Raw genomic sequence first — 20,651 nt, 5'->3', positions numbered from 1 at the left:
TTACTTGCGCATGACCTCGGGCTCGTGGCGGCGCAGCAGCCGGGCGACCGCGAAGCCGCAGATCACGCCGAGCGCGATCAGGACCGTGAGGTTGAGGCCCCACTGGCCGACCGAGTGCTCCCACAGCGGGTCGAGGTCGTTCGGCTTCTGCGGGTCCCACGGCGGCATCAGATGGGCCAGGTCCAGCGTGGCCCCGGCCGCGCCGATCGCCCAGCGGGACGGCATCAGCCACGCGAACTGCTCCAGGCCGATCGATCCGTAGATCTGGAAGAGGACGCCGGTGAAGACGACCTGGACGATGGCGAACATGACGAGCAGCGGCATCGTCTTCTCGGAGGTCTTCACCAGCGAGGAGATCACCAGGCCGAACATCATCGACGTGAAGCCGAGCGCGATGATCGAGATGCACAGTTCGATCGCGGGCGGCATCAGCAGGCCTTCCTTGGGAAGCTCCCGCGGGGTGAAGCCGATGGCGCAGATGATGACGCCCTGGATGGCCGTGATGAAGCCGAGGACGATGACCTTGGACATCAGGTACGCGGACCGGGACAGGCCGGTGGCGCGCTCCCGCTCGTAGATGACCCGCTCCTTGATCAGCTCACGGACCGAGTTGGCGGCGGCCGAGAAGCACATGCCGACCGCGATGATCAGCATGATCGTGCCCGCGTCGCCGTTGAACTTGGACGGCGGTTTGGGCGGGGCCAGGCCGAAGTCGGCCGGGATGACCACGGAGACGATGCCGAGGACCGCGGGCAGGATCACCATCAGGCCCATGAAGCCCTTGTCGGACGCGATCACCGACACGTAGCGGCGGATCAGCGTGAAGAGCTGGGAGCCCCACGGCTGCGGTTTCGGCGGCTTGATCGCGGCGGGCGGTGGCATCTGCACCGACTGCGCGGCCACGGCGTCGATGTCGGCCGCGTACATCTGGTAGTGCTGCGAGCCCTTCCAGCGGCCCGCCCAGTCGTAGTCGCGGTAGTTCTCGAACGCCGAGAACACGTCGGCCCACGTCTCGTAGCCGAAGAAGTTGAGCGCTTCTTCCGGCGGGCCGAAGTACGCCACCGCACCGCCCGGCGCCATCACGAGCAGCTTGTCGCAGATCGCGAGTTCGGCTACGGAGTGGGTGACGACGAGGACCGTGCGGCCGTCGTCGGCGAGGCCGCGGAGCAGCTGCATGACGTCGCGGTCCATGCCCGGGTCGAGGCCGGAGGTCGGCTCGTCCAGGAAGATCAGCGACGGCTTGGTCAGCAGCTCCAGGGCGACGGAGACGCGCTTGCGCTGGCCACCGGAGAGGGAGGTGACCTTCTTCTCCTTGTGGATGTCCAGCTTCAGCTCGCGCAGCACCTCGTCGATGCGCTGCTGGCGCTCCTGCTCGCTGGTGTCCGCGGGGAAGCGGAGCTTGGCGGCGTACTTGAGCGCCTTCTTGACGGTCAGCTCCTTGTGCAGGATGTCGTCCTGCGGGACCAGACCGATGCGCTGACGCAGCTCGGCGAACTGCTTGTACAGGTTCCGGTTGTCGTAGAGGACGTCACCCTGGTTGGCGGGGCGGTAGCCCGTGAGTGCCTTGAGGAGCGTCGACTTGCCGGAGCCCGACGGGCCGATGACGGCGACCAGCGACTTCTCCGGGACGCCGAAGGAGACGTCCTTGAGGATCTGCTTGCCGCCGTCGACGGTGACCGTCAAGTGCCGTGCGGAGAAGGAGACTTCACCGGTGTCGACGAACTCCTCGAGGCGGTCGCCGACGAGGCGGAACGTGGAGTGGCCGACGCCGACGATGTCGTTCGGGCCGAGCAGGGCGGAGCCGCCCTTGGGGATCGGCTGACCGTTGACGTACGTGCCGTTGTGCGAGCCGAGGTCGCGGATCTCGGAGCGGCCGTCGGGGGTCGCGTGGAACTCGGCGTGCAGTCGCGAGACCTGCAGGTCCGAGACGACCAGCTCGTTCTCCAGCGCGCGGCCGATGCGCATGACGCGGCCGAGCGAGAACTGGTGGAACGTGGTCGGGCTGCGGTCGCCGTAGACCGGCGGTGCCCCCGCGGCGCCACCGGCTCCCTGCGGAGAGGGCACGTTCTGCTGCGGCACCTTCTGTACCGACGGCTGCTGGTGCTGCTGCGGCTGCTGCTGCTGCCAGGCCTGCTGCTGCGGTTGCTGCTGAGGCATCTGCGGCTGCTGCTGAGGCCAGCCGGGCGCGCCGCCCTGCGGTTGCTGCTGCGGCGCCGGCTGCTGCGCCAGGCCCGCGGCCTGCTGCTGCGCCTGGTGCGGCGAGGCCACGGCGGCGGCCTGGGCGCTGCCCTGCACGTTCACGCGCGGGCCGTCGGTCGAGTTGCCCAGGTGCACCGACGAGCCGGGGCCGATCTCCATCTGATGGATCCGCTGGCCCTGGACGAACGTGCCGTTGGTCGAGCCGTGGTCCTCGATGACCCAGCTCCGGCCGCCCCAGCTGATCGTGGCGTGCCGCCACGAGACCCTGGCGTCGTCGAGTACGACGTCTCCCCCCGGATCACGACCGAGGGTGTACGACCGGGACGGATCGAGCGTCCAGGTCCTGCCATTCAGTTCCAGTACGAGTTCAGGCACTCCAAGCCCCACTGAGTTGTCCCCCGAAGTTGTGCCCCGTCATGGGGAGTGTAGGGATGTCGAACATCGTGGGGAACTATTTCAGGAACGCCCCCGTGACCGAAAGTCGGGCCTTGCGTCGGAGGTTGTGAAGAGTCTTCGACAGCGCCCGTGCCCGCGCCGTTGACGGCGTAGATACGGCCCCGGAGAGTAGTAAGCGCCCACAACTCCCTACGGATCATGAGCAAATGGGATATCCGGGGTGACGCGGTACGGATCGGGGGGTCCTGATGGTGACCAGCCACGACACGACTCGGCGCGGCGGTGTACCCGTCGGCGATGTACTGCTTTCGGCCATCGCCGCGGTGAGCTGGGCGTTCATCGGGATGGCGGGCGTCGCGGCGCTCGGCCTGCATCTGCTGGACGCCGATTCGGCGGGTTCGCTCGGGCCGATGACGGCCGCCGTGGTGGCGCTGGGCGTCGGGGGCCGCGTGACGCCGTCCGGTGACGTGTCGGCCTTCGGCCTGGCCGGCGCGCAGGCGCACACCGCGATCGACGTCGCGCCCCTGGGCGTGGGCCTGGTGGGCGCGGTGCTGATGAGTTGGTTCTTTCTACGGTCCCTGCGGGCGGCGGGAGTTGAGATCTCCCCCGGTGAACTGGTGGCGCGCGCCGGGGCCGTGGTGGTGCTCTTCGTGGCGATGCTGGGCGGGCTCGCGTGGGCGGGTCACGACATCATCACGATTGACGGTTCGAAGCTGGGGCTGAACGACATTCCGGGCGCCGGCGGCCTGCCGGACGACATCAAGGACAAGCTCCCCGGCGGCGTCGGCGACCTGCTCCCCGACCGGCTCGGCGACCTCGTGCAGGCGAAGGCGACCGTCGGCTTCACGGTGCAGACAGGTGCCACGCTGCTCGGCGGCGCGGCCTTCGTGACCGGAGTACTGCTGATCGCGCTGCTCGCGTCGCGCCGCACTCCCCTGCCGCGCGCCCTCGCCGCGGCGCACCGGGTGGTGCGGCCGGCCGCGTCGGCGCTCGTGACGGTGCTGCTCGTGGCGGTCCTCGCGGGTCTGGCGGCGGCGGTGTACGCGATGATCGGCGACGACCACCCGAAGCGGATCGCGGGAGCGGCGCTGCTCGGCGCGCCCAACGGGGTGTGGCTGGCGGTGCCGCTCGGTCTGTTCGTGCCCTGGGACGGCCAGGCGACGGGCGAGCTCGCGAAGCTGCTCCCCGATCCGCTGGACGATCTGCTCAGCGTGTCGTCGAACCAGCCCGTGACGCTGGGCAGGCTGGCCGAACTCGACGGCAGGGTATGGCTGTTGGCCGTCTCGACTGCGCTGATGATGCTGTTCGCCGGGGTACTCACGGCGGTGCGGACGCCGCTGTCCCGGGGCCGGGGCGGGCCGGCCTTCGCCGGGCGCTGCGCGCTGCGGCTCGGTGTCGTGACGGCGCTCGCGTTGCCGCTCCTGGTGTGGCTGACGGACGTCTCGGCGGACGCGTCCCTGTCGGTGCTCGGCTTCGACGCGTTCGGCGCGGGCATCGAGCTGCACGGGAACCTGGCGATGGCGCTGCTCCTGGGGGCCGCGTGGGGCGCGGTGGCCGGGGCCCTCGGGGCGCTCCTCGCGTCCGCGAGCGGGGCGGCGGGCAGCCGGGTGTCCCCGTGGGCCGCCGCCGCGGGCGGGACGGCCGCGCCGCAGGAACCGTCCCCCGCACCGGACGGCCCGTACCGGACGAGCCGCCCGTACCGTCCGTCGAACGCCGACACGAACCCGTATCTGAAGGCGTACGCCCCCGGGCCGTACGACGCGAACCCGTACGAAGCGGATCCGCACGGCCGGGCCCCGCACGACCGCGACGCGTACGGCCAGGCCCCGTACGATCAGGCCCCGTACGACCGGGACGCGCACGACGAGGACGCGCACGGCGAGGACACGTACGGCCGGGAGCCGCGTCGGCAGGGGCCGGTCGACGATCAGCCCCCCGACGGCATCACCGGCGCCCCCACGGTCGCGGGCCCGCTCCGGCCCGAGCCACCGCCCCGCCCCCGGGGCAGCGACGGCGACGGCGTCTGGCCGCCCCCGCCGCCACCCCCACCCGCACCTCCGCCACCGCACACCCCCGGCCCCACCATGGACGGGCGGCGGCGCCGGGGGGACCGGGACGGGCGCTGAGGCGGGGCGACTCGGCGGCCGGCCCGCGCCGTCCGTGACCTGTCCGGTACGCGGACCGCCACGTCGGACCCGCACACAAGCCCGATAACGTATGGGCATCATGAGCGCTCCGCAGCCCCAGCACCCCGCTGACGCCCCGAACGCCGACGGACACCCCTCCGTGCCGGCCGACGTCCCGACCCTCCTGGTCAAGATCTTCGGCAAGGACCGGCCCGGCATCACCGCCGGGCTCTTCGACACCCTCGCCGCCTACTCCGTCGACGTCGTCGACATCGAGCAGGTCGTCACGCGCGGGCGCATCGTCCTGTGCGCCCTGGTGACCGAGCCCCCGGCCGGACTGGAGGGCGACCTGCGGGCCACCGTCCACAGCTGGGCGGAGTCCATGCGGATGCAGGCCGAGATCATCTCGGGCATCGGTGACAACCGGCCGCGCGGCGTGGGCCGTTCGCTGGTGACCGTGCTCGGGCACCCGCTCACCGCCGAGTCGGCCGCAGCGATCGCCGCGACCATCACCAGGACCGGCGGCAACATCGACCGCATCTTCCGGCTCGCCAAGTACCCCGTCACCGCTGTGGAGTTCGCGGTGTCGGGCACCGAGACGGAGGAGCTGCGCACCGCGCTCGCCACCGAGGCCGCGAAGCTGGGCGTCGACATGGCCGTCGTCGCGGCCGGTCTGCACCGGCGCGCGCAGCGGCTCGTCGTGATGGACGTCGACTCGACGCTCATCCAGGACGAGGTGATCGAGCTGTTCGCGGCGCACGCGGGCTGCGAGGACAAGGTCGCCGAGGTGACGGCGGCGGCGATGCGCGGCGAGCTGGACTTCGAGCAGTCGCTGCACGCGCGCGTGGCGCTGCTCGCGGGGCTCGACGCGTCGGTGGTGGACAAGGTCAGGAGCGAGGTGCGGCTCACGCCCGGCGCCCGCACCCTGATCCGTACGCTCAAGCGGCTCGGCTACCAAGTGGGTGTCGTATCGGGCGGGTTCACGCAGGTCACGGACGATCTGCGGGAACGGCTCGGGCTCGACTTCGCGCAGGCCAACACGCTGGAGATCGTCGACGGCAAGCTGACCGGCAAGGTAACCGGCGAGATCGTGGACCGCGCGGGCAAGGCGCGCCTCCTGCGGCGGTTCGCCGCGGAGGCGGGGGTCCCGCTCGCGCAGACCGTGGCGATCGGCGACGGAGCGAACGACCTGGACATGCTGAACGCGGCCGGGCTCGGTGTCGCCTTCAACGCCAAGCCGGTGGTCCGCGAGGCCGCGCACACCGCGGTGAACGTGCCGTTCCTGGACACGGTCCTCTATCTGCTCGGCATCACGCGCGAAGAGGTCGAGGCGGCGGACGCCCAGGGCGTCTGATCCGGGTCGCCGGTCCTCGAAAGCGGTCCCGGTAGGCGGGCCCGGTACCGATGCGCGGTACCGGGCCCTCTGTCACGAGTACGAGTACACGTACGGCTGCGTACGTGTCGTCAGTCGTTCGGTGACCAGTAGTCGAGCACTGTGGCGGTGCCCGGCTCCAGTGACTTCCAGGGCCCGGTGAAGGACAGCACCGCGAAGGCCGCGGTCGGGAAGCCGGCCTTGCTCATGCGCTCGGCCGCGTCCGACCCGGCCCCGCCGGTCAGTACCTCGGCGAGCCCCTGCACTCCGGGGTTGTGGCCGATCAGGACGGCGTCCCGGACGTCGTCCGGCGTCTCGTTCAACACGGCGATCAGCTCGCCGGGGGACGCCTCGTAGATGCGCTCCTCGTAGACGGTCCTGGGCCGCTCCGGCAGTTCGGAGACAGCCAGCTTCCACGTCTCACGGGTACGCGCGGCGGTCGAGCAGAGGGCCAGGTCGAGGGCGATGCCGGAGTCGGCCAGCTTGCGGCCGGCGATCGGGGCGTCCTTGCGTCCGCGCTCGGCCAGCGGCCGCTCGTGATCGGACACCTGAGGCCAGTCCGCCTTGGCATGCCGGAAAAGGACAATCCTGCGGGGTTCTGCGACGCTCATGGGTCCCAGCTTCGCATGAAAGCGGGCGTCGGGCGCAGGGAGTTGGCGGGCTCGCCCGGCACGGATGAACCGGGGCGGAACGGTGCTAGCGGAGCACCAGTTCCCTGGCCCGTTCCAGGATGTGCCCGATGGTCGGGTCGCCTGCCGCGGCCTGGGCGTCAGCGGGATTGAGGATCAGCAGCAGGAGCGTGACGAAGGCGACGGCGGGCAGCGCGATCGCCCACCAGGGGAGCCGGATGTCGACGCCGCCCGTGGCTGCCGGGTGGGTCCGGGGGTGCGTGGGGGCCGACATGGCGTCCTCCGTGGTCCGTGGTCTTCGTCCGGTGCGCCGACGTTCTCGGCGACACTTCGAAGGTACGGACCCGGCGGCCTGCGCCCCATCCGGTGATCCACCCACTTGACCCTGACACTGGCCCCCTAGGGGATGGTGGAGTTAACCCCACCCCCGGGTGCGGAGGGGGAGTCAGGGGGAGGCGATCGTCGCGATGACGGCGACGACCGCGGCGACGCCCATCATCAACGCGAAGACCAGCAGGAGCTTCTTCTGGCTGTTCTGGGGGTTCGGCTCGAGCACAGGCGACATGCGGCAAGTGTCGCACCTGTTCCCGGGAGTCAGGACGTCGGGGCGGGTTCGGCCGCCTCGTCCTCGACGGTGCGGTTGCGGCCCGCGAGGACGCCCACCACGATCTGCGGCACCATCAGCGCGGCCATCAGCGCGATCGGTACGCCCCAGCCGCCGCTGTGCTGGTAGAGGACGCCCACCAGCAGCGGCCCGGGGATCGAGATCAGGTAGCCGGTGGACTGCGCGAACGCGGACAGCTTGGCGACGCCGGCGCCGGTGCGGGCGCGCATCCCGACCATCGTCAGGGCCAGCGGGAAGGCGCAGTTGGAGATGCCGAGCAGGACCGCCCACGCCCAGGCGCCGGAGGCGGGCGCGAAGTAGAGGCCCGCGTAACCGGCCAGTCCGCACATCCCGAGGGTGATGACGATCGGGCCCTGGCTGGGCAGCCGGGCGGCGACGCGGGGGATGACGAAGGCGAGCGGGACGCCCATCGCCATGACGACGGCGAGCAGCACGCCGGCGGTCGACGCGGAGACCCCGGAGTCCCGGAAGATCTGCGCCATCCACCCCATCGTGATGTACGCGGCCGTGGCCTGGAGCCCGAAGAAGACGGCGAGCGCCCACGCGGTGCGGCTGCGGGTGATGCGCAGTCCGTCGTCGGCGCCGGTGGCCGACCGGGCCGGTTCGGCGGGGGCCGCGCCCTTCGCGCGGACGAGCGGGATCCAGGGGAGCACCGCGGCGACGCCGAGCACGGCCCACATGGAGAGCCCGGTCTGCCACTTGCCGCCGAGCGCGTCGGTCAGGGGCACGGTCGCGGCGGCGGCCAGTGAGGTGCCGAGGGCGAGGGCCATCGAGTACAGGCCGGTCATGGAGCCGACGCGGTCGGGGAACCAGCGCTTGACGATGACCGGCATCAGCACGTTGCTGACGGCGATGCCCATCAGGGCGAGGGCGCTGGCGATCAGGAAGCCGACGGTGTTGCCGGTGTACGGGCGGATGATCAGGCCCGCGGCGATCGCCACCATGCCGGCGCAGACGACGGCGCCGGCGCCGAAGCGCCTGGCGAGGCGCGGCGCCATCACGCCGAAGATCGCGAAACAGAGCGGCGGTACGGAGGTGAGCAGTCCGGCGAGGCTGCCGCTCATGCCGAGCCCGTCGCGCACCTCTTCGAGGAGGGCGCCGAGGCTGGTGATGGCGGGCCGCAGGTTCAGGGCGGCGAGGACGATGCCGACGGTCACCAGGCGGACGGCCCACGCGCGCGGGGCGGCACTTTTCTCGGTGGGTATCGCGGCCTGCGCGGTCGGCGGTGCCATCGTCGGGGTCGGTGTTTCCTCACTAGCCATGAGACCCATCTTAGAATCATGGGATGATTGGCTGTCCAATCTGGTTCCGTCACATGTCAGCGTCACGAAGGACCGTCGATGCCCCTGACCTCGCCCCGCCGCTCGGCCCTGTCCGAGCAGGTCATCTCCGCTCTGCGCGCGCAGATCTCCTCCGGCGAGTGGCCGGTGGGCTCCCGCATCCCCACGGAGCCCGAGCTCGTCGAGCAGCTGGGTGTGGCCAGGAACACGGTGCGGGAGGCCGTCCGCGCCCTCGCGCACAACGGGCTGCTCGACATCCGGCAGGGCTCGGGCACCTACGTCGTCGCGACCAGCGAGCTGGCGGGCGTGATGCAGCGGCGGTTCGCCGACGCCGACCCCCGGCACATCGCCGAGCTGCGCTCCACGCTGGAGTCGAGCGCGGCGAAACTGGCCGCCGAGCGGCGCACCGAACGCGACCTGAAGCAGCTCGACGCCCTGCACGTACGCCGTGAGGAGGCGTGGGAGGCGGGCGACGCGGAGGCGTTCGTGACCGCGGACGCGACGTTCCACATGGCTGTCGTGGCCGCGTCCCACAACGACGTGATGACGGCGATGTACGCGGACCTGGGCGAGGTCCTGCGGGACTGGCTGCGCGAGGACGTGGGCGAGCGGCTCACCGCCGAGAACCACATGGACCACACGCGCCTGGTCGACGCGATCCGGGAGGGCGACGCGGAAGCGGCCGCGGCCGAGGCGGCGTCCTACCCGTTCCTGTGCCGGCCGGGCCGGCTCACGCCGCCTTCCGGTGGCTGACCCAGGCGGTCCGCACGTTCTTCCAGCACCGGCCGGCGAGGCGCACGGTCCCGGCCGGGCCGACCTCGACCGGCGCCGAGTCGGTGTCGATGTCCCACCACAGGTCGCACTCGACGTGCAGGGCGACCCGGTCGGCCCCCGGATACGAGTTGTGGCAGGAGGCGGTCACCCGGGTCCCGTCGACTTTGATCCGGCACCCGGCGCCGAAGAGTTCGCGCTTCTTTTCTGCCACGCGCGCGTGGCCGGAGTTCTCGGCCGTGTCGGACGCCGCGTCGTACGGCAGAGCGACCAGCAGGACCACGGCGGTGAGGGCGGGAGCGATGCGGTGGGACAGGGGCAGGCGCACAAAAGGGACCTCCTCGCACCCAGCGTGCGGGGAGGTCCCTGGTGCCTGCCCGGCCGGTGGGCCGAACGGGGGAAGACCTGTTTCAGGCTCTGCTGATCGGGCGGTCAGGCTCCGATGGCGTGCAGGCCGCCGTCCACGTGGACGATCTCGCCCGTCGTCTTCGGGAACCAGTCGGACAGCAGGGCGACGATGCCCTTGCCCGCGGGCTCGGGGTCAGCGAGGTCCCACTCCAGCGGGGAGCGGCTGTCCCACACGGAGGCCAGCTCGCCGAACCCGGGGATGGACTTCGCGGCCATGGAGCCGAGCGGGCCCGCCGAGACCAGGTTGCAGCGGATGTTCTGCTTGCCCAGGTCACGCGCCATGTAACGGCTGGTGGCCTCCAAGGCGGCCTTGGCCGGGCCCATCCAGTCGTACTGCGGCCAGGCGAACTGCGCGTCGAAGGTGAGGCCGACGACGGAACCGCCCTCGCTCATCAGCGGCAGCAGCGCCATCGTCAGCGACTTCAGGGAGAAGGCCGAGACGTGCATGGCGGTGGCCACGGACTCGAACGGCGTGTTGAGGAAGTTGCCACCGAGCGCGTCCTGCGGGGCGAAGCCGATGGAGTGCACGACGCCGTCGAGCCGGTCGCCCAGCTGCTCGCGGACCTGGCCCTCGAGGCGCGCGAGGTGCTCGTCGTTGGAGACGTCGAGCTCCAGCACCTTGACGTCGTCCGGCCGGGGCAGCTTCTTGGCGATGCGCTCGGTGAGCGTCGGCCGCGGCCAGGCGGTGAGGATGATCTCCGCGCCCTGCTCCTGCGCCAGCTTCGCGGCGTGGAAGGCGATGGAGGACTCCAACAGCACACCCGTGATGAGGATGCGCTTGCCCTCGAGAATTCCGCCAGTGTTCGTCATAGTTCTCAGTGCCCCATGCCCAATCCGCCGTCAACCGGGATGACGGCACCAGTGATGTACGAAGCGTCGTCGCTCGCGAGGAACTTCACCGCGGCGGCGATCTCCTCGACCTGCGCGTACCGGCCGAGCGGCACCTGCGCCACGATGTTCGCGCGCTGCTCGTCCGTGAGCACCTTGGTCATGTCGGTGTCGACAAAACCGGGGGCGACGACGTTGAAGGTGAGGTTGCGCGATCCGAGCTCACGGGCGAGGGAGCGCGCGAAGCCGACCAGTCCCGCCTTCGAGGCGGCGTAGTTCGCCTGCCCCGCCGAGCCGAGCAGGCCGACGACGGAGGAGATCAGCACGACGCGGCCCTTCTTGGCGCGCAGCATGCCACGGTTGGCGCGCTTGACGACCCGGAAGGTGCCGGTGAGGTTGGTGTCGAGGACGGCCGTGAAGTCGTCCTCGGACATGCGCATCAGGAGCTGGTCCTTGGTGACGCCGGCGTTGGCGACCAGGACCTCGACGTTGCCGTGCTTCTCCTCGATCTCCTTGTAGGCCTGCTCCACCTGCTCGGTGTCGGTGATGTCGCACTTGACGGCCAGGAAGCCGAGCTTTTCGAGCTCCGCGGGGTCGCCCGAGCGGTACGTGATCGCAACCTTGTCGCCGGCCTCCGCGAATGCGCGGGCGATGGCGAGGCCGATGCCCCGGTTTCCTCCGGTGACGAGAACCGAGCGGCTCAACGGATCACCCTTTCGATAGCGGTGGTGGTACCTCGAAAACCTATCGGTACGACCCTCGGTACGGAGAATCGACCACCGACAGTGGCGTACCCGACTCGCTGTCGAGTCCCTACAGAAAGGTCTGGCCGCGCGCCCCGCCGCGCGACATGATCGGGCGACGACGTGACGACAGGGAGACATTCGTGCCTCATACGATCGATGAAGCCTTCACGGCGCTCCCCCTGAGGGCCCTCGCCGACGCGGCCCTCGCCCGCGCGCGGGCTCTGGGCGCGGACCACGCGGACTTCCGCCTGGAGCGCGTACGCAGTGGAGCGGTGCGGCTACGGGACGCCAAACCCGCCGGTTCGTCCGACACCACAGACCTCGGGTACGCGGTGCGGGTGGTGCACGGGGGGACCTGGGGGTTCGCGTCCGGCGTCGATCTGACGATGGACGCCGCGGCGAAGGTGGCGTCCCGGGCCGTGGCGATGGCGAAGCTGAGCGCACAGGTCATCAAGGCCGCGGGCTCGGACGAGCGCGTGGAGCTGGCGGCCGAGCCGGTGCACGCGGACCGGACCTGGGTCTCCTCGTACGAGATCGACCCCTTCACCGTGCCGGAGGAGGAGCGGGCCGGGCTGCTGGCCGACTGGAGCGCGCGGCTGCTCGCGGCCGACGGGGTGAGCCATGTGGACGCCTCGCTGCTCTGCGTGCACGAGAACAAGTTCTACGCGGACACGGCGGGGACCGTCACGACGCAGCAGCGGGTGCGGTTGCATCCGCAGCTGACGGCGGTGGCCGTGGACGATTCGAGCGGCGAGTTCGACTCGATGCGCACGATCGCGCCGCCGGCCGGCCGGGGCTGGGAGTACCTGACCGGTACCGGGTGGGACTGGGACCGGGAGCTGGCCGAGATCCCCGGGCTGCTCGCCGAGAAGATGCGGGCGCCCAGCGTGCGGGCGGGCTCGTACGACCTGGTCGTGGACCCGTCCAATCTGTGGCTGACCATCCACGAGTCGATCGGCCACGCCACCGAGCTGGACCGCGCGCTCGGCTACGAGGCGGCGTACGCGGGCACGTCCTTCGCCACGTTCGACCAGCTCGGCAAGCTCAAGTACGGCTCCGAGATCATGAACGTGACGGGTGACCGCACGGCCGAGCACGGGCTCGCCACCGTCGGGTACGACGACGAGGGGGTGGCCGGGCAGTCCTGGGACCTGGTGAAGGACGGGACGCTGGTCGGCTATCAACTCGACCGCAGGATCGCCAGGTTGACCGGGTTCGAGCGGTCCAACGGGTGTGCGTACGCCGACTCCCCCGGGCACGTCCCCGTACAGCGCATGGCGAACGTCTCGCTGCAGGCGGATCCGGGCGGGCTCTCCACGGAGGATCTGATCGGCGGGGTCGACCGCGGGATCTACGTCGTCGGGGACCGGTCCTGGTCCATCGACATGCAGCGCTACAACTTCCAGTTCACGGGACAGCGCTTCTTCAAGATCGAGAACGGTCGGCTCGCCGGCCAGCTGCGTGACGTGGCCTACCAGGCGACGACGACCGACTTCTGGGGTTCCATGGCGGCGGTCGGCGGCCCGCAGACCTACGTCCTCGGCGGCGCCTTCAACTGCGGAAAGGCCCAGCCGGGCCAGGTCGCGGCCGTCTCGCACGGCTGCCCCTCGGCCCTCTTCAAGGGCGTCAATATTCTGAACACGACGCAGGAGGCGGGCCGATGAGCCCTCGTAACAACAAGCCCTACGAGATCGTCGAGCGTGCCCTGACGCTGTCCCGGGCCGACGGCTGTGTCGTCATCGCCGACGAGACGTCCTCGGCCAATCTGCGCTGGGCGGGCAACGCGCTCACGACGAACGGGGTCACCCGCGGGCGGACGCTGACCGTCATCGCGACCGTCGACGGCAAGGAGGGCGTGGCCTCGGGGGTCGTCTCCCGGTCCGCCGTCACCGCCACCGACCTCGAACCGCTGGTGCGGGCCGCCGAGGAGGCCGCCGCGAAGGCCGGGCCCGCCGAGGACGCGCAGCCGCTCGTCGACGGCGTACCGCACTCCCCCGATTTCACGGAGGCGCCGGCCGAGACGTCGTCGGCCGTGTTCGCCGAGTTCGCGCCCGCGCTCGGCGAGGCGTTCGCGCGGGCCCGGGCCGGCGATCGCGAACTGTACGGCTTCGCCCATCACGAGCTGACGTCCAGCTATCTCGGTACGTCCACGGGTGTGCGGCTGCGTCATGACCAGCCCAACGGGACGCTGGAGCTGAACGCCAAGTCGCCGGACCGCAGGCGTTCGGCCTGGGCGGGCCGCTCCACGCGGGACTTCAAGGACGTGGACCCGGCGGCGCTCGACGCGGAGCTGGCGAAGCGGCTCGGCTGGGCCGAGCGCCGTATCGACCTGCCCGCGGGGCGGTACGAGACGCTGCTGCCTCCGACGGCCGTGGCGGACCTGCTGATCTACCACCTGTGGTCGGCGGGCGCGCGGGACGCGGCCGAGGGCCGGACCGTGTTCTCCAAGCCCGGCGGCGGGACGCGGGTGGGCGAGCGGCTGAGCGAACTGCCGCTGACGCTGCGCAGCGATCCGCACGAGCCGGGTCTGGAGTCCGCGCCGTTCGTGCTGGCGCACGCCTCGGGGGACGACGTGTCGGTCTTCGACAACGGTCTGCCGCTGACCGCCACCGAGTGGATCTCCGAGGGCGAGCTGCGGCATCTGACGACGACCCGGCACAGCGCGGGGCTCACCGGGCTGCCGGTGGCGCCCGCCATCGACAACCTCGTCCTCGACGGCGGTTCCGGGAAGTCGCTGGAGGAGATGGTCGCCGCGACGGAGCGCGGCCTGCTGCTGACCTGCCTCTGGTACATCCGCGAGGTCGACCCGGCCACGCTGCTGCTGACCGGGCTGACCCGGGACGGGGTGTACCTGGTGGAGAACGGCGAGGTCGTGGGCGAGGTGAACAACTTCCGGTTCAACGAGTCGCCGGTCGATCTGCTGAGCCGGGCCACCGAGGCCGGGCGCACGGAAAAGACGCTGCCCCGCGAGTGGGGCGACTGGTTCACCAGGGCCGCGATGCCCGCGCTGCGGGTGCCGGACTTCAATATGAGCTCCGTCAGCCAGGGCGTCTGACCCTCGGGTATTCGCCCATAGACTGGGCGGGACCCAGCAGAACTGTTCAAGGAGACACAGAACCGTGACGGACATCGTCGACGAGCTGAAGTGGCGCGGGCTGTTCGCCCAGTCCACTGACGAGGACGCATTGCGCAAGGCTCTCGCGGACGGTCCCGTCACGTTCTATATCGGGTTCGATCCGACCGCGGCCTCGCTGCACGTCGGCCACCTGGTGCAGGTGCTGACCATGCGCCGCCTCCAGCAGGCGGGCCTGCGCCCGCTGGCTCTGGTCGGCGGCGCCACGGGCCAGATCGGTGACCCGCGTCCGACGGCGGAGCGCACGCTGAACGATCCGGAGACGGTCGCGAACTGGGTGTCGCGGCTGCGCTCGCAGATCGAGCCGTTCCTCTCCTTCGAGGGAGAGAACGCGGCGCTCATGGTGAACAACCTGGACTGGACGGCCGGGCTGTCGGCCATCGAGTTCCTGCGCGACATCGGCAAGCACTTCCGCGTCAACAAGATGCTCACCAAGGACTCGGTCGCCCGGCGTCTGGAGTCCCAGGAGGGCATCAGCTACACGGAGTTCAGCTACCAGCTGCTCCAGGGCATGGACTTCCTGGAGCTGTACCGGCGCCACGACTGCACGCTGCAGCTCGGCGGCTCGGACCAGTGGGGCAACCTCACGGCGGGCCTCGACCTGATCCACCGCCTGGAGCCGGAGGCGTCGGCGCACTGCATCGCGACGCCGCTGATGGTGAAGGCGGACGGCACCAAGTTCGGCAAGACCGAGGGCGGCGCCATCTGGCTGGACCCGGAGATGACGACGCCGTACGCGTTCTACCAGTTCTGGCTGAACGTGGACGACCGGGACGTCTCGACGTACCTGCGCATCCTGTCCTTCAGGTCCCGCGAGGAGCTGGCGGAGCTGGAGACGCAGACGCAGGAGCGCCCGCAGGCGCGGGCCGCGCAGCGGGCGCTCGCCGAGGAGCTGACGACGCTGGTGCACGGCGCCGGCCAGACGGCCGCGGTGATCTCCGCTTCGAAGGCGCTGTTCGGGCAGGGCGACGGGAATCTGGCGGACCTGGACGAGGCGACGCTGGCCGCCGCGCTGTCCGAGCTGCCGAAGGTCGAGGTCGCCGAGCTCGGCCCGGTCGTCGAGCTGTTCGCCGAGGTCGGCCTCGTCGCCAGCAAGTCCGCCGCGCGCCGCACCGTGAAGGAGGGCGGCGCGTACGTGAACAACGTCAAGGTCGCCGCCGAGGACTACGTGCCGGGCGCCGACGAGCTGCTGCACGGGCGGTGGCTGGTGCTGCGGCGCGGCAAGAAGAACCTGGCGGCGGTCGAGGTCAAGGCCTGACCGCACAGCCCTGAGGGGCCGGTTCCTTCGTACCTCACGAAGGAACCGGCCCCTCTCGCGTCGGCTACGCCTTCCGCTTGTTGCCGCGCAGGGCCACCCAGGCCATCTCGCCGACGCCGACCACCACCACCGCACCGATCAGCTGCAGCAGATGCCGGATCCAGTCGATGCCCTTGGTGTCGTTGACTCCGAGGCCCGTGGCGGCCCAGTTGCCCAGGACGCTGCCGAGGATTCCGAAGACCGCCGTCAGCCACAGCGGGATCTGCTGCTTGCCCGGCAGGATCGCCTTCGCGATCAGACCGAGCACGAGACCCACGATGATTGCCCACAACCAGCTCATGCCGTCGCCTCCTCATGCGGCGTGAGAATGCGCGCATGCGCACCATGCGTTCAGTCTCTGTCCGTACCTCGTACGGCGCATGTCGGGCAGCTCCGTACGAGGTACGGCGCAGGCCACACGCCCGTCCCAGGCCTCCCCCGGTCTCGTAGCGGACGCACACCGGGCGTACCGTGGAGGCAGTCCGGTCCGGGGAGAGTCCGGCGAATCGTCGGGTGGTGGAATGTGATGCGGAAGCGCAACAGCAACGGCGGAGCACAGGTTTTCCGGATCACAGGAGCCCGGCAGGGGCTCGCGGACGACGTGCGCGGCCGACAGCGCAAGTACGTCATCGGGATGTCGGTCCGTACCCTCGCGGTGATCCTCACGGCCGTGCTGTGGAACGTCGAGCGGCCCGTCGCCATCGTGACGCTGGTGCTCGGAGCCCTGCTCCCCTACGTCGCGGTGGTCTTCGCCAACGCGGGCCGGGAGAACGCGCCGGGGCTGCCGTCGACCTTCGTGCCCGCCCCGACGCGGCCCATGATCGCGCCCACCGCGGGCGGCGGGCCGGCGGAAGCCGTGCCGGAGGACCGCGGCTGACCGTAGCCGTCTGCGTACGCGCGCGGCGGACCGGGCAACCGGCCCTCGAACCTCAAGAAAAGCTCAGATCAATCATGTGGTTCCGGTGCCGGGTGGCGGGTCGCGCGTGACATACTGCGTACGCGCTCCGCATCCCCCGTCGGAGCGACGGACCGACGCCGGGCAGCTCCCCCCGTGGCTGCTCGGCGTCGCCATTTCCGGGGTGTTTTCCAGGGCCTTTTCGGGGCGTTTAGGGTGGACGCGTGAACCTCGCGAACCTCTCAGGACCGGCCCCCACGACCCCCCAGTGCTCGGCCAAGGGCTGCCGCGCCGACGCGGTGTGGGTGCTCGCGTGGAACAACCCGAAGCTGCACACGCCGGAGCGGCGCAAGACGTGGCTCGCGTGCGAGGAGCACCGCGAGCACCTCACCCAGTTCCTCGGCGTACGCGGCTTTTTGAAGGATGTCGTGACGCTGGCGGAGTGGGACGCCCGCGTGGATTGAGGCGCCCTCCCGCAGTGAGGCGCCCCTCTCCCGGGTCAGCCGCCGATCGCCGACATGGGGCGGTCGGGCTGCAGGAACGTCGGGTCGTCGAGGCCCGAGCCCGCCTTCTTGCCCCACATCGCGAGCTTCCAGATACGGGCGATGTTCTCGTCGCTGCCCTCGGGGCCCTCGGCCCTGAGCGCGGCGCGCAGGTCCGTCTCCTCGGTGGCGAACAGGCACGTGCGGACCTGGCCGTCGGCGGTCAGCCGGGTGCGGTCGCAGGCCGAGCAGAACGGGCGGGTCACCGAGGCGATGACGCCGACGCGGTGCGGGCCGCCGTCGACGACCCAGCGCTCGGCCGGGGCGGAGCCGCGCTCCCCGGAACCCTCCTCGGTGAGCTCGAAGCGCGTGCGGAGGGAGGCGAGGATGTCGCCCGCGGTGATCATGCCGTCGCGCTTCCAGCCGTGCTGGGCGTCGAGTGGCATCTGCTCGATGAAGCGCAGCTCGTAGCCGTGCTCGACCGCCCAGGCCAGCAGCTCGGGGGCCTCGTCCTCGTTCAGCCCCGGCATCAGCACCGTGTTGATCTTCACGGGGGTCAGTCCCGCGTCGTGCGCGGCGGCGAGGCCCTCGACGACGTCCTTGTGGCGGTCGCGGCGCGTCAGGGTCTTGAAGACGTCGGGGCGCAGCGTGTCGAGGGAGACATTGACCCGGTCCAGGCCCGCCTGCCGCAGGGCGGCCGCGGTGCGCTTGAGGCCGATCCCGTTCGTCGTCAGGGACATCTTGGGGCGGGGGGTCAGTGCGGCGACCCGCTCGACGATGCCCACCAGGCCCGGGCGCAGCAGGGGCTCGCCGCCGGTGAAGCGGACCTCGGTGATGCCGAGGTGGGTGACGGCGATGCGGACGAGGCGGACGATCTCGTCGTCGGTCAGCAGGTCCGGTTTGGCCAGCCACTGGAGGCCCTCTTCGGGCATGCAGTACGTACACCGCAGATTGCACCGGTCCGTCAGTGAAACCCGCAGGTCGGTGGCGACTCGGCCATAAGTGTCGATGAGCACGTGGGCCCCCTCCCTGATACGTGGCCTTCTCTTCTGTCGTCCGAGCCTACGTGACGGGTCCGACAGAGGCAGGCCTGTGATCCCACGAGCATGCCGCGCCCCCGTCGTAGAGAGGTACGAGGGCTCTACGACGGGGGCGCGGGGCAGAGCGGATCAGTGGGCTCCGGTGCCGGTGAGCGAACGGACCTCGAGTTCGGCGTACTTGCCCTTGTCGGCCTTCTCCTTGGCCAGGTAGGTGCCGAGGACGCCGAGCAGGAAGCCGACCGGGATCGAGATGATGCCCGGGTTCTCCAGGGGGAACCAGTGGAAGTCGACGCCCTTGAACATGGAGGTCTTCGGGTTGCCGGAGACGACCGGGGAGAACAGGACGAGGAAGACGGCGGTGAACAGGCCGCCGTAGATCGACCACAGCGCTCCGTTGGTGTTGAACCGCTTCCAGAAGAGGCTGTAGAGGATCGTCGGCAGGTTCGCGGACGCGGCGACGGCGAACGCGAGGGCGACCAGGCCCGCCACGTTGAGGTCGCGGGCGAGGGCGCCCAGGGCGATCGAGACGATGCCGATGAAGACGGTGGCCCAGCGGGCGGCCTGCATCTCCTGCTTCTCGGTCGCCTTGCCCCTCTTGATGACGTTCGCGTAGATGTCGTGCGCGAACGAGGAGGACGAGGCGAGGGTGAGGCCCGCGACGACCGCGAGGATCGTGGCGAACGCGACCGCGGAGATGGACGCCAGCAGGATCGCGCCCCAGCTGGAGTCCACGCCGCCCAGATGGAGGGCGAGCAGCGGGGCCGCCGTGTTGCCGGCCGGGTTCGAGGCGATGATCTCGGCCGGCTTGATCAGGGCGGCGGCACCGAAGCCGAGCGCGATCGTCATCAGGTAGAAGGCGCCGATGATGCCGATGGCCCAGTTGACCGACTTACGGGCGGCCTTGGCGGTCGGCACCGTGTAGAAGCGGATCAGGATGTGCGGCAGGCCCGCGGTGCCGAGCACGAGGGCGATGCCGAGCGAGAGGAAGTCGATCTTCGAGGTGGCCGTGGCGCCGTACTTCAGGCCGGGCTCCAGGAACGCCGAGCCCTTGCCGCTGTTGTCGGCGGCGGTGCCCAGCAGGTCCGAGATGTTGAAGTCGAACTTCAGCAGGACCAGGAAGGTGAGCAGGATGGTGCCGGCGATGAGGAGGACGGCCTTGACCATCTGCACCCAGGTGGTGCCCTTCATGCCGCCGATGGTGACGTAGACGATCATCAGGACGCCGACGAGCGCGACGATGCCGATCTTGCCCGCGTCCGAGGTGATGCCGAGCAGCAGCGAGACGAGGACGCCCGCGCCCGCCATCTGCGCGAGCAGGTAGAAGATCGAGACGACGATCGTGGAGGTGCCCGCGGCCGTGCGGACCGGGCGCTGGCGCATGCGGTAGGCGAGGACGTCGCCCATCGTGTAGCGGCCGGAGTTGCGCAGCGGTTCGGCGACCAGGAGGAGCGCCACCAGCCAGGCGACCAGGAAGCCGATGGAGTAGAGGAAGCCGTCGTAGCCGAAGAGGGCGATGGCGCCCGCGATGCCGAGGAACGACGCGGCGGACATGTAGTCGCCGGAGACGGCGAGGCCGTTCTGGAAGGCGGTGAACTGGCGGCCGCCCGCGTAGAAGTCGGACGCGCTCTTGGTCTGCCGGCCCGCCCAGACCGTGATGACGAGGGTCGCGAGGACGAACACCGCGAACAGGCTGATGATCAGCGGGCGGTGCTCGCCGGCTTCTCCGGCGGCGAGTACGTGCTGTGCGGGGCTCATGCGCCGCCCTCCATACGGGTCTTGATGGCCTCGGCCTTGGGGTCGAGCTTCGCGGCGGAGTACCGCGAGTACCACCAGGCGATGAGGAACGTGGTGAGGAACTGGGCGAGGCCGAGCACCAGGGCGACGTTGATGTTGCCGAAGAGCTTGGTGCCCATGAAGTCGCCCGCGTAGTTGGAGAGCAGGACGTAGACCAGGTACCAGGCGATGAAGGCGATGGTGAGCGGGAAGGCGAACGAGCGGTGCGCCTGGCGCAGTTCACCGAACTCCGCGCTCTGTTGCACCTCGACGAACTCCTCGGTGGAGGGCAGCGCCGGAGCGGTGTCGGGGCTGCCCTTCTGGGGCGGTGGTGCGTCGGTGGCCACGGAGTCTCCTCGTGATGCGGGTGCTGTCGGGGACGGGTACGTTTCACAGTGATGTGGATCACGTGAGCCGGGTCGCGATCGTAGGGCTCCCCGGCGTGATCCAACAGGGGGCCGGAGCGTGCGCGTGCCCCCTGCACAACGGCACGGAGGCCTGCGCGCCGTGGTTCAACTCCCCTGATTTCTTTTGGAACTCGTTGCTGACCTGCGGTGACTAGAGATACGTTCACACCGCACCACGCGTCATGTACCTGCCCGAGCACCACTTGTGTTCGGGCTTTTCCGTATTCACCGAATACGACGGATG

Annotated in this window: 20 protein-coding genes; 8 read left to right on the top strand and 12 right to left on the bottom strand. The window is 70.4% G+C overall.

All coding sequences use genetic code 11. The annotated features are described in order from the left end of the window. Positions 1–2,574 carry an FHA domain-containing protein gene (locus AB0J02_RS15890; protein WP_363194227.1) on the bottom strand — a complete coding sequence of 858 codons (2,574 nt, stop codon included), beginning with the start codon at positions 2,572–2,574 and terminating at the stop codon, positions 1–3. Between the two features lie 269 nt (positions 2,575–2,843). On the opposite strand from AB0J02_RS15890, the gene AB0J02_RS15885 reads away from it, so the two are divergent. Together AB0J02_RS15885 and serB are read left to right on the top strand one after the other, a co-directional pair. Next, positions 2,844–4,721, top strand: a complete 1,878-nt coding sequence (locus AB0J02_RS15885) for a streptophobe family protein (RefSeq protein ID WP_363194226.1) — start codon at positions 2,844–2,846, stop codon at positions 4,719–4,721. 100 nt (positions 4,722–4,821) lie between these two features. Next, positions 4,822–6,075 carry a phosphoserine phosphatase SerB gene (serB, locus tag AB0J02_RS15880; protein ID WP_363194225.1) on the top strand — a complete coding sequence of 418 codons (1,254 nt, stop codon included), beginning with the start codon at positions 4,822–4,824 and terminating at the stop codon, positions 6,073–6,075. 110 nt (positions 6,076–6,185) lie between these two features. Here the strand turns inward: serB and AB0J02_RS15875 are convergent, their stop codons facing one another. The 4 genes from AB0J02_RS15875 to AB0J02_RS15860 all read right to left on the bottom strand — a co-directional run bounded on the left by AB0J02_RS15875 (position 6,186) and on the right by AB0J02_RS15860 (position 8,579). Next, entirely contained in the window at positions 6,186–6,704 is a 519-nt protein-coding gene (locus tag AB0J02_RS15875) for a histidine phosphatase family protein (RefSeq protein ID WP_363194224.1), read from the bottom strand. 85 nt (positions 6,705–6,789) lie between these two features. Next, a complete protein-coding gene (locus AB0J02_RS15870) occupies positions 6,790–6,996 on the bottom strand; it encodes a hypothetical protein (RefSeq protein ID WP_363194223.1) in 207 nt (68 codons plus the stop codon). A 171-nt stretch (positions 6,997–7,167) separates the two neighbouring features. After that, positions 7,168–7,287 carry an SGM_5486 family transporter-associated protein gene (locus AB0J02_RS15865; protein ID WP_363194222.1) on the bottom strand — a complete coding sequence of 40 codons (120 nt, stop codon included), beginning with the start codon at positions 7,285–7,287 and terminating at the stop codon, positions 7,168–7,170. 29 nt (positions 7,288–7,316) lie between these two features. Beyond that, positions 7,317–8,579 carry a CynX/NimT family MFS transporter gene (locus AB0J02_RS15860; protein ID WP_363194261.1) on the bottom strand — a complete coding sequence of 421 codons (1,263 nt, stop codon included), beginning with the start codon at positions 8,577–8,579 and terminating at the stop codon, positions 7,317–7,319. A 108-nt stretch (positions 8,580–8,687) separates the two neighbouring features. Here AB0J02_RS15860 and AB0J02_RS15855 point away from each other — a divergent pair, with 108 nt between their 5' ends. Further along, a complete protein-coding gene (locus tag AB0J02_RS15855; protein WP_363194221.1) occupies positions 8,688–9,380 on the top strand; it encodes a FadR/GntR family transcriptional regulator in 693 nt (230 codons plus the stop codon). Here AB0J02_RS15855 and AB0J02_RS15850 read toward each other — a convergent pair. From AB0J02_RS15850 to fabG, 3 genes are all read right to left on the bottom strand, one after another. Further along, positions 9,358–9,726, bottom strand: coding sequence for a hypothetical protein (locus tag AB0J02_RS15850; RefSeq protein WP_363194220.1), 369 nt, complete (start codon positions 9,724–9,726; stop codon positions 9,358–9,360). The two genes, AB0J02_RS15855 and AB0J02_RS15850, sit on opposite strands and share 23 nt — an antisense overlap. Positions 9,727–9,830: 104 nt before the next feature. Further along, the gene (gene fabI, locus AB0J02_RS15845; protein WP_363194219.1) at positions 9,831–10,616 is read right to left on the bottom strand and encodes an enoyl-ACP reductase FabI; all 786 of its coding nucleotides are present in this window, start codon (positions 10,614–10,616) and stop codon (positions 9,831–9,833) included. 5 nt (positions 10,617–10,621) lie between these two features. Continuing rightward, on the bottom strand, positions 10,622–11,338 hold the full coding sequence (gene fabG / locus AB0J02_RS15840; RefSeq protein WP_363194218.1) for a 3-oxoacyl-[acyl-carrier-protein] reductase: 717 nt from the start codon (positions 11,336–11,338) through the stop codon (positions 10,622–10,624). Positions 11,339–11,520: 182 nt separating this feature from the next. Here fabG and AB0J02_RS15835 point away from each other — a divergent pair, with 182 nt between their 5' ends. The 3 genes from AB0J02_RS15835 to tyrS all read left to right on the top strand — a co-directional run bounded on the left by AB0J02_RS15835 (position 11,521) and on the right by tyrS (position 15,771). Continuing rightward, a complete protein-coding gene (locus AB0J02_RS15835) occupies positions 11,521–13,044 on the top strand; it encodes a TldD/PmbA family protein (RefSeq protein WP_363194217.1) in 1,524 nt (507 codons plus the stop codon). Beyond that, positions 13,041–14,435: a TldD/PmbA family protein gene (locus AB0J02_RS15830; protein WP_363194216.1), complete on the top strand. Its 1,395-nt coding sequence runs from the start codon at positions 13,041–13,043 to the stop codon at positions 14,433–14,435. The genes AB0J02_RS15835 and AB0J02_RS15830 overlap by 4 nt, the downstream gene beginning before the upstream one ends. A 64-nt stretch (positions 14,436–14,499) precedes the next feature. Beyond that, entirely contained in the window at positions 14,500–15,771 is a 1,272-nt protein-coding gene (tyrS, locus tag AB0J02_RS15825; RefSeq protein WP_363194215.1) for a tyrosine--tRNA ligase, read from the top strand. Between the two features lie 64 nt (positions 15,772–15,835). Here the strand turns inward: tyrS and AB0J02_RS15820 are convergent, their stop codons facing one another. Further along, positions 15,836–16,111, bottom strand: coding sequence for a GlsB/YeaQ/YmgE family stress response membrane protein (locus AB0J02_RS15820; RefSeq protein ID WP_363194214.1), 276 nt, complete (start codon positions 16,109–16,111; stop codon positions 15,836–15,838). A gap of 225 nt (positions 16,112–16,336) precedes the next feature. Here AB0J02_RS15820 and AB0J02_RS15815 point away from each other — a divergent pair, with 225 nt between their 5' ends. Further along, positions 16,337–16,687 carry a DUF3099 domain-containing protein gene (locus tag AB0J02_RS15815; protein WP_363194213.1) on the top strand — a complete coding sequence of 117 codons (351 nt, stop codon included), beginning with the start codon at positions 16,337–16,339 and terminating at the stop codon, positions 16,685–16,687. A gap of 242 nt (positions 16,688–16,929) precedes the next feature. Beyond that, positions 16,930–17,169, top strand: a complete 240-nt coding sequence (locus AB0J02_RS15810; RefSeq protein ID WP_363194212.1) for a hypothetical protein — start codon at positions 16,930–16,932, stop codon at positions 17,167–17,169. 35 nt (positions 17,170–17,204) lie between these two features. On the opposite strand, the gene moaA is transcribed toward AB0J02_RS15810, so the two are convergent. The 3 genes from moaA to AB0J02_RS15795 all read right to left on the bottom strand — a co-directional run bounded on the left by moaA (position 17,205) and on the right by AB0J02_RS15795 (position 20,347). After that, positions 17,205–18,203 carry a GTP 3',8-cyclase MoaA gene (gene moaA / locus AB0J02_RS15805; RefSeq protein WP_363194211.1) on the bottom strand — a complete coding sequence of 333 codons (999 nt, stop codon included), beginning with the start codon at positions 18,201–18,203 and terminating at the stop codon, positions 17,205–17,207. A gap of 153 nt (positions 18,204–18,356) precedes the next feature. Further along, the gene (locus tag AB0J02_RS15800) at positions 18,357–19,982 is read right to left on the bottom strand and encodes a cation acetate symporter (RefSeq protein WP_363194210.1); all 1,626 of its coding nucleotides are present in this window, start codon (positions 19,980–19,982) and stop codon (positions 18,357–18,359) included. Continuing rightward, positions 19,979–20,347, bottom strand: a complete 369-nt coding sequence (locus AB0J02_RS15795) for a DUF485 domain-containing protein (RefSeq protein ID WP_363194209.1) — start codon at positions 20,345–20,347, stop codon at positions 19,979–19,981. Before AB0J02_RS15795 ends, AB0J02_RS15800 begins: the two co-directional genes overlap by 4 nt. Between the last annotated feature and the right edge of the window lie 304 nt (positions 20,348–20,651).

The sequence above is a fragment of the Streptomyces sp. NPDC050264 genome (genome assembly GCF_040655895.1).
Taxonomy (GTDB): Bacteria; Actinomycetota; Actinomycetes; order Streptomycetales; family Streptomycetaceae; genus Streptomyces.
The sequence above is the reverse complement of the archived record's forward strand: the minus strand, read 5'-3'. Positions and strand labels throughout refer to the sequence as shown.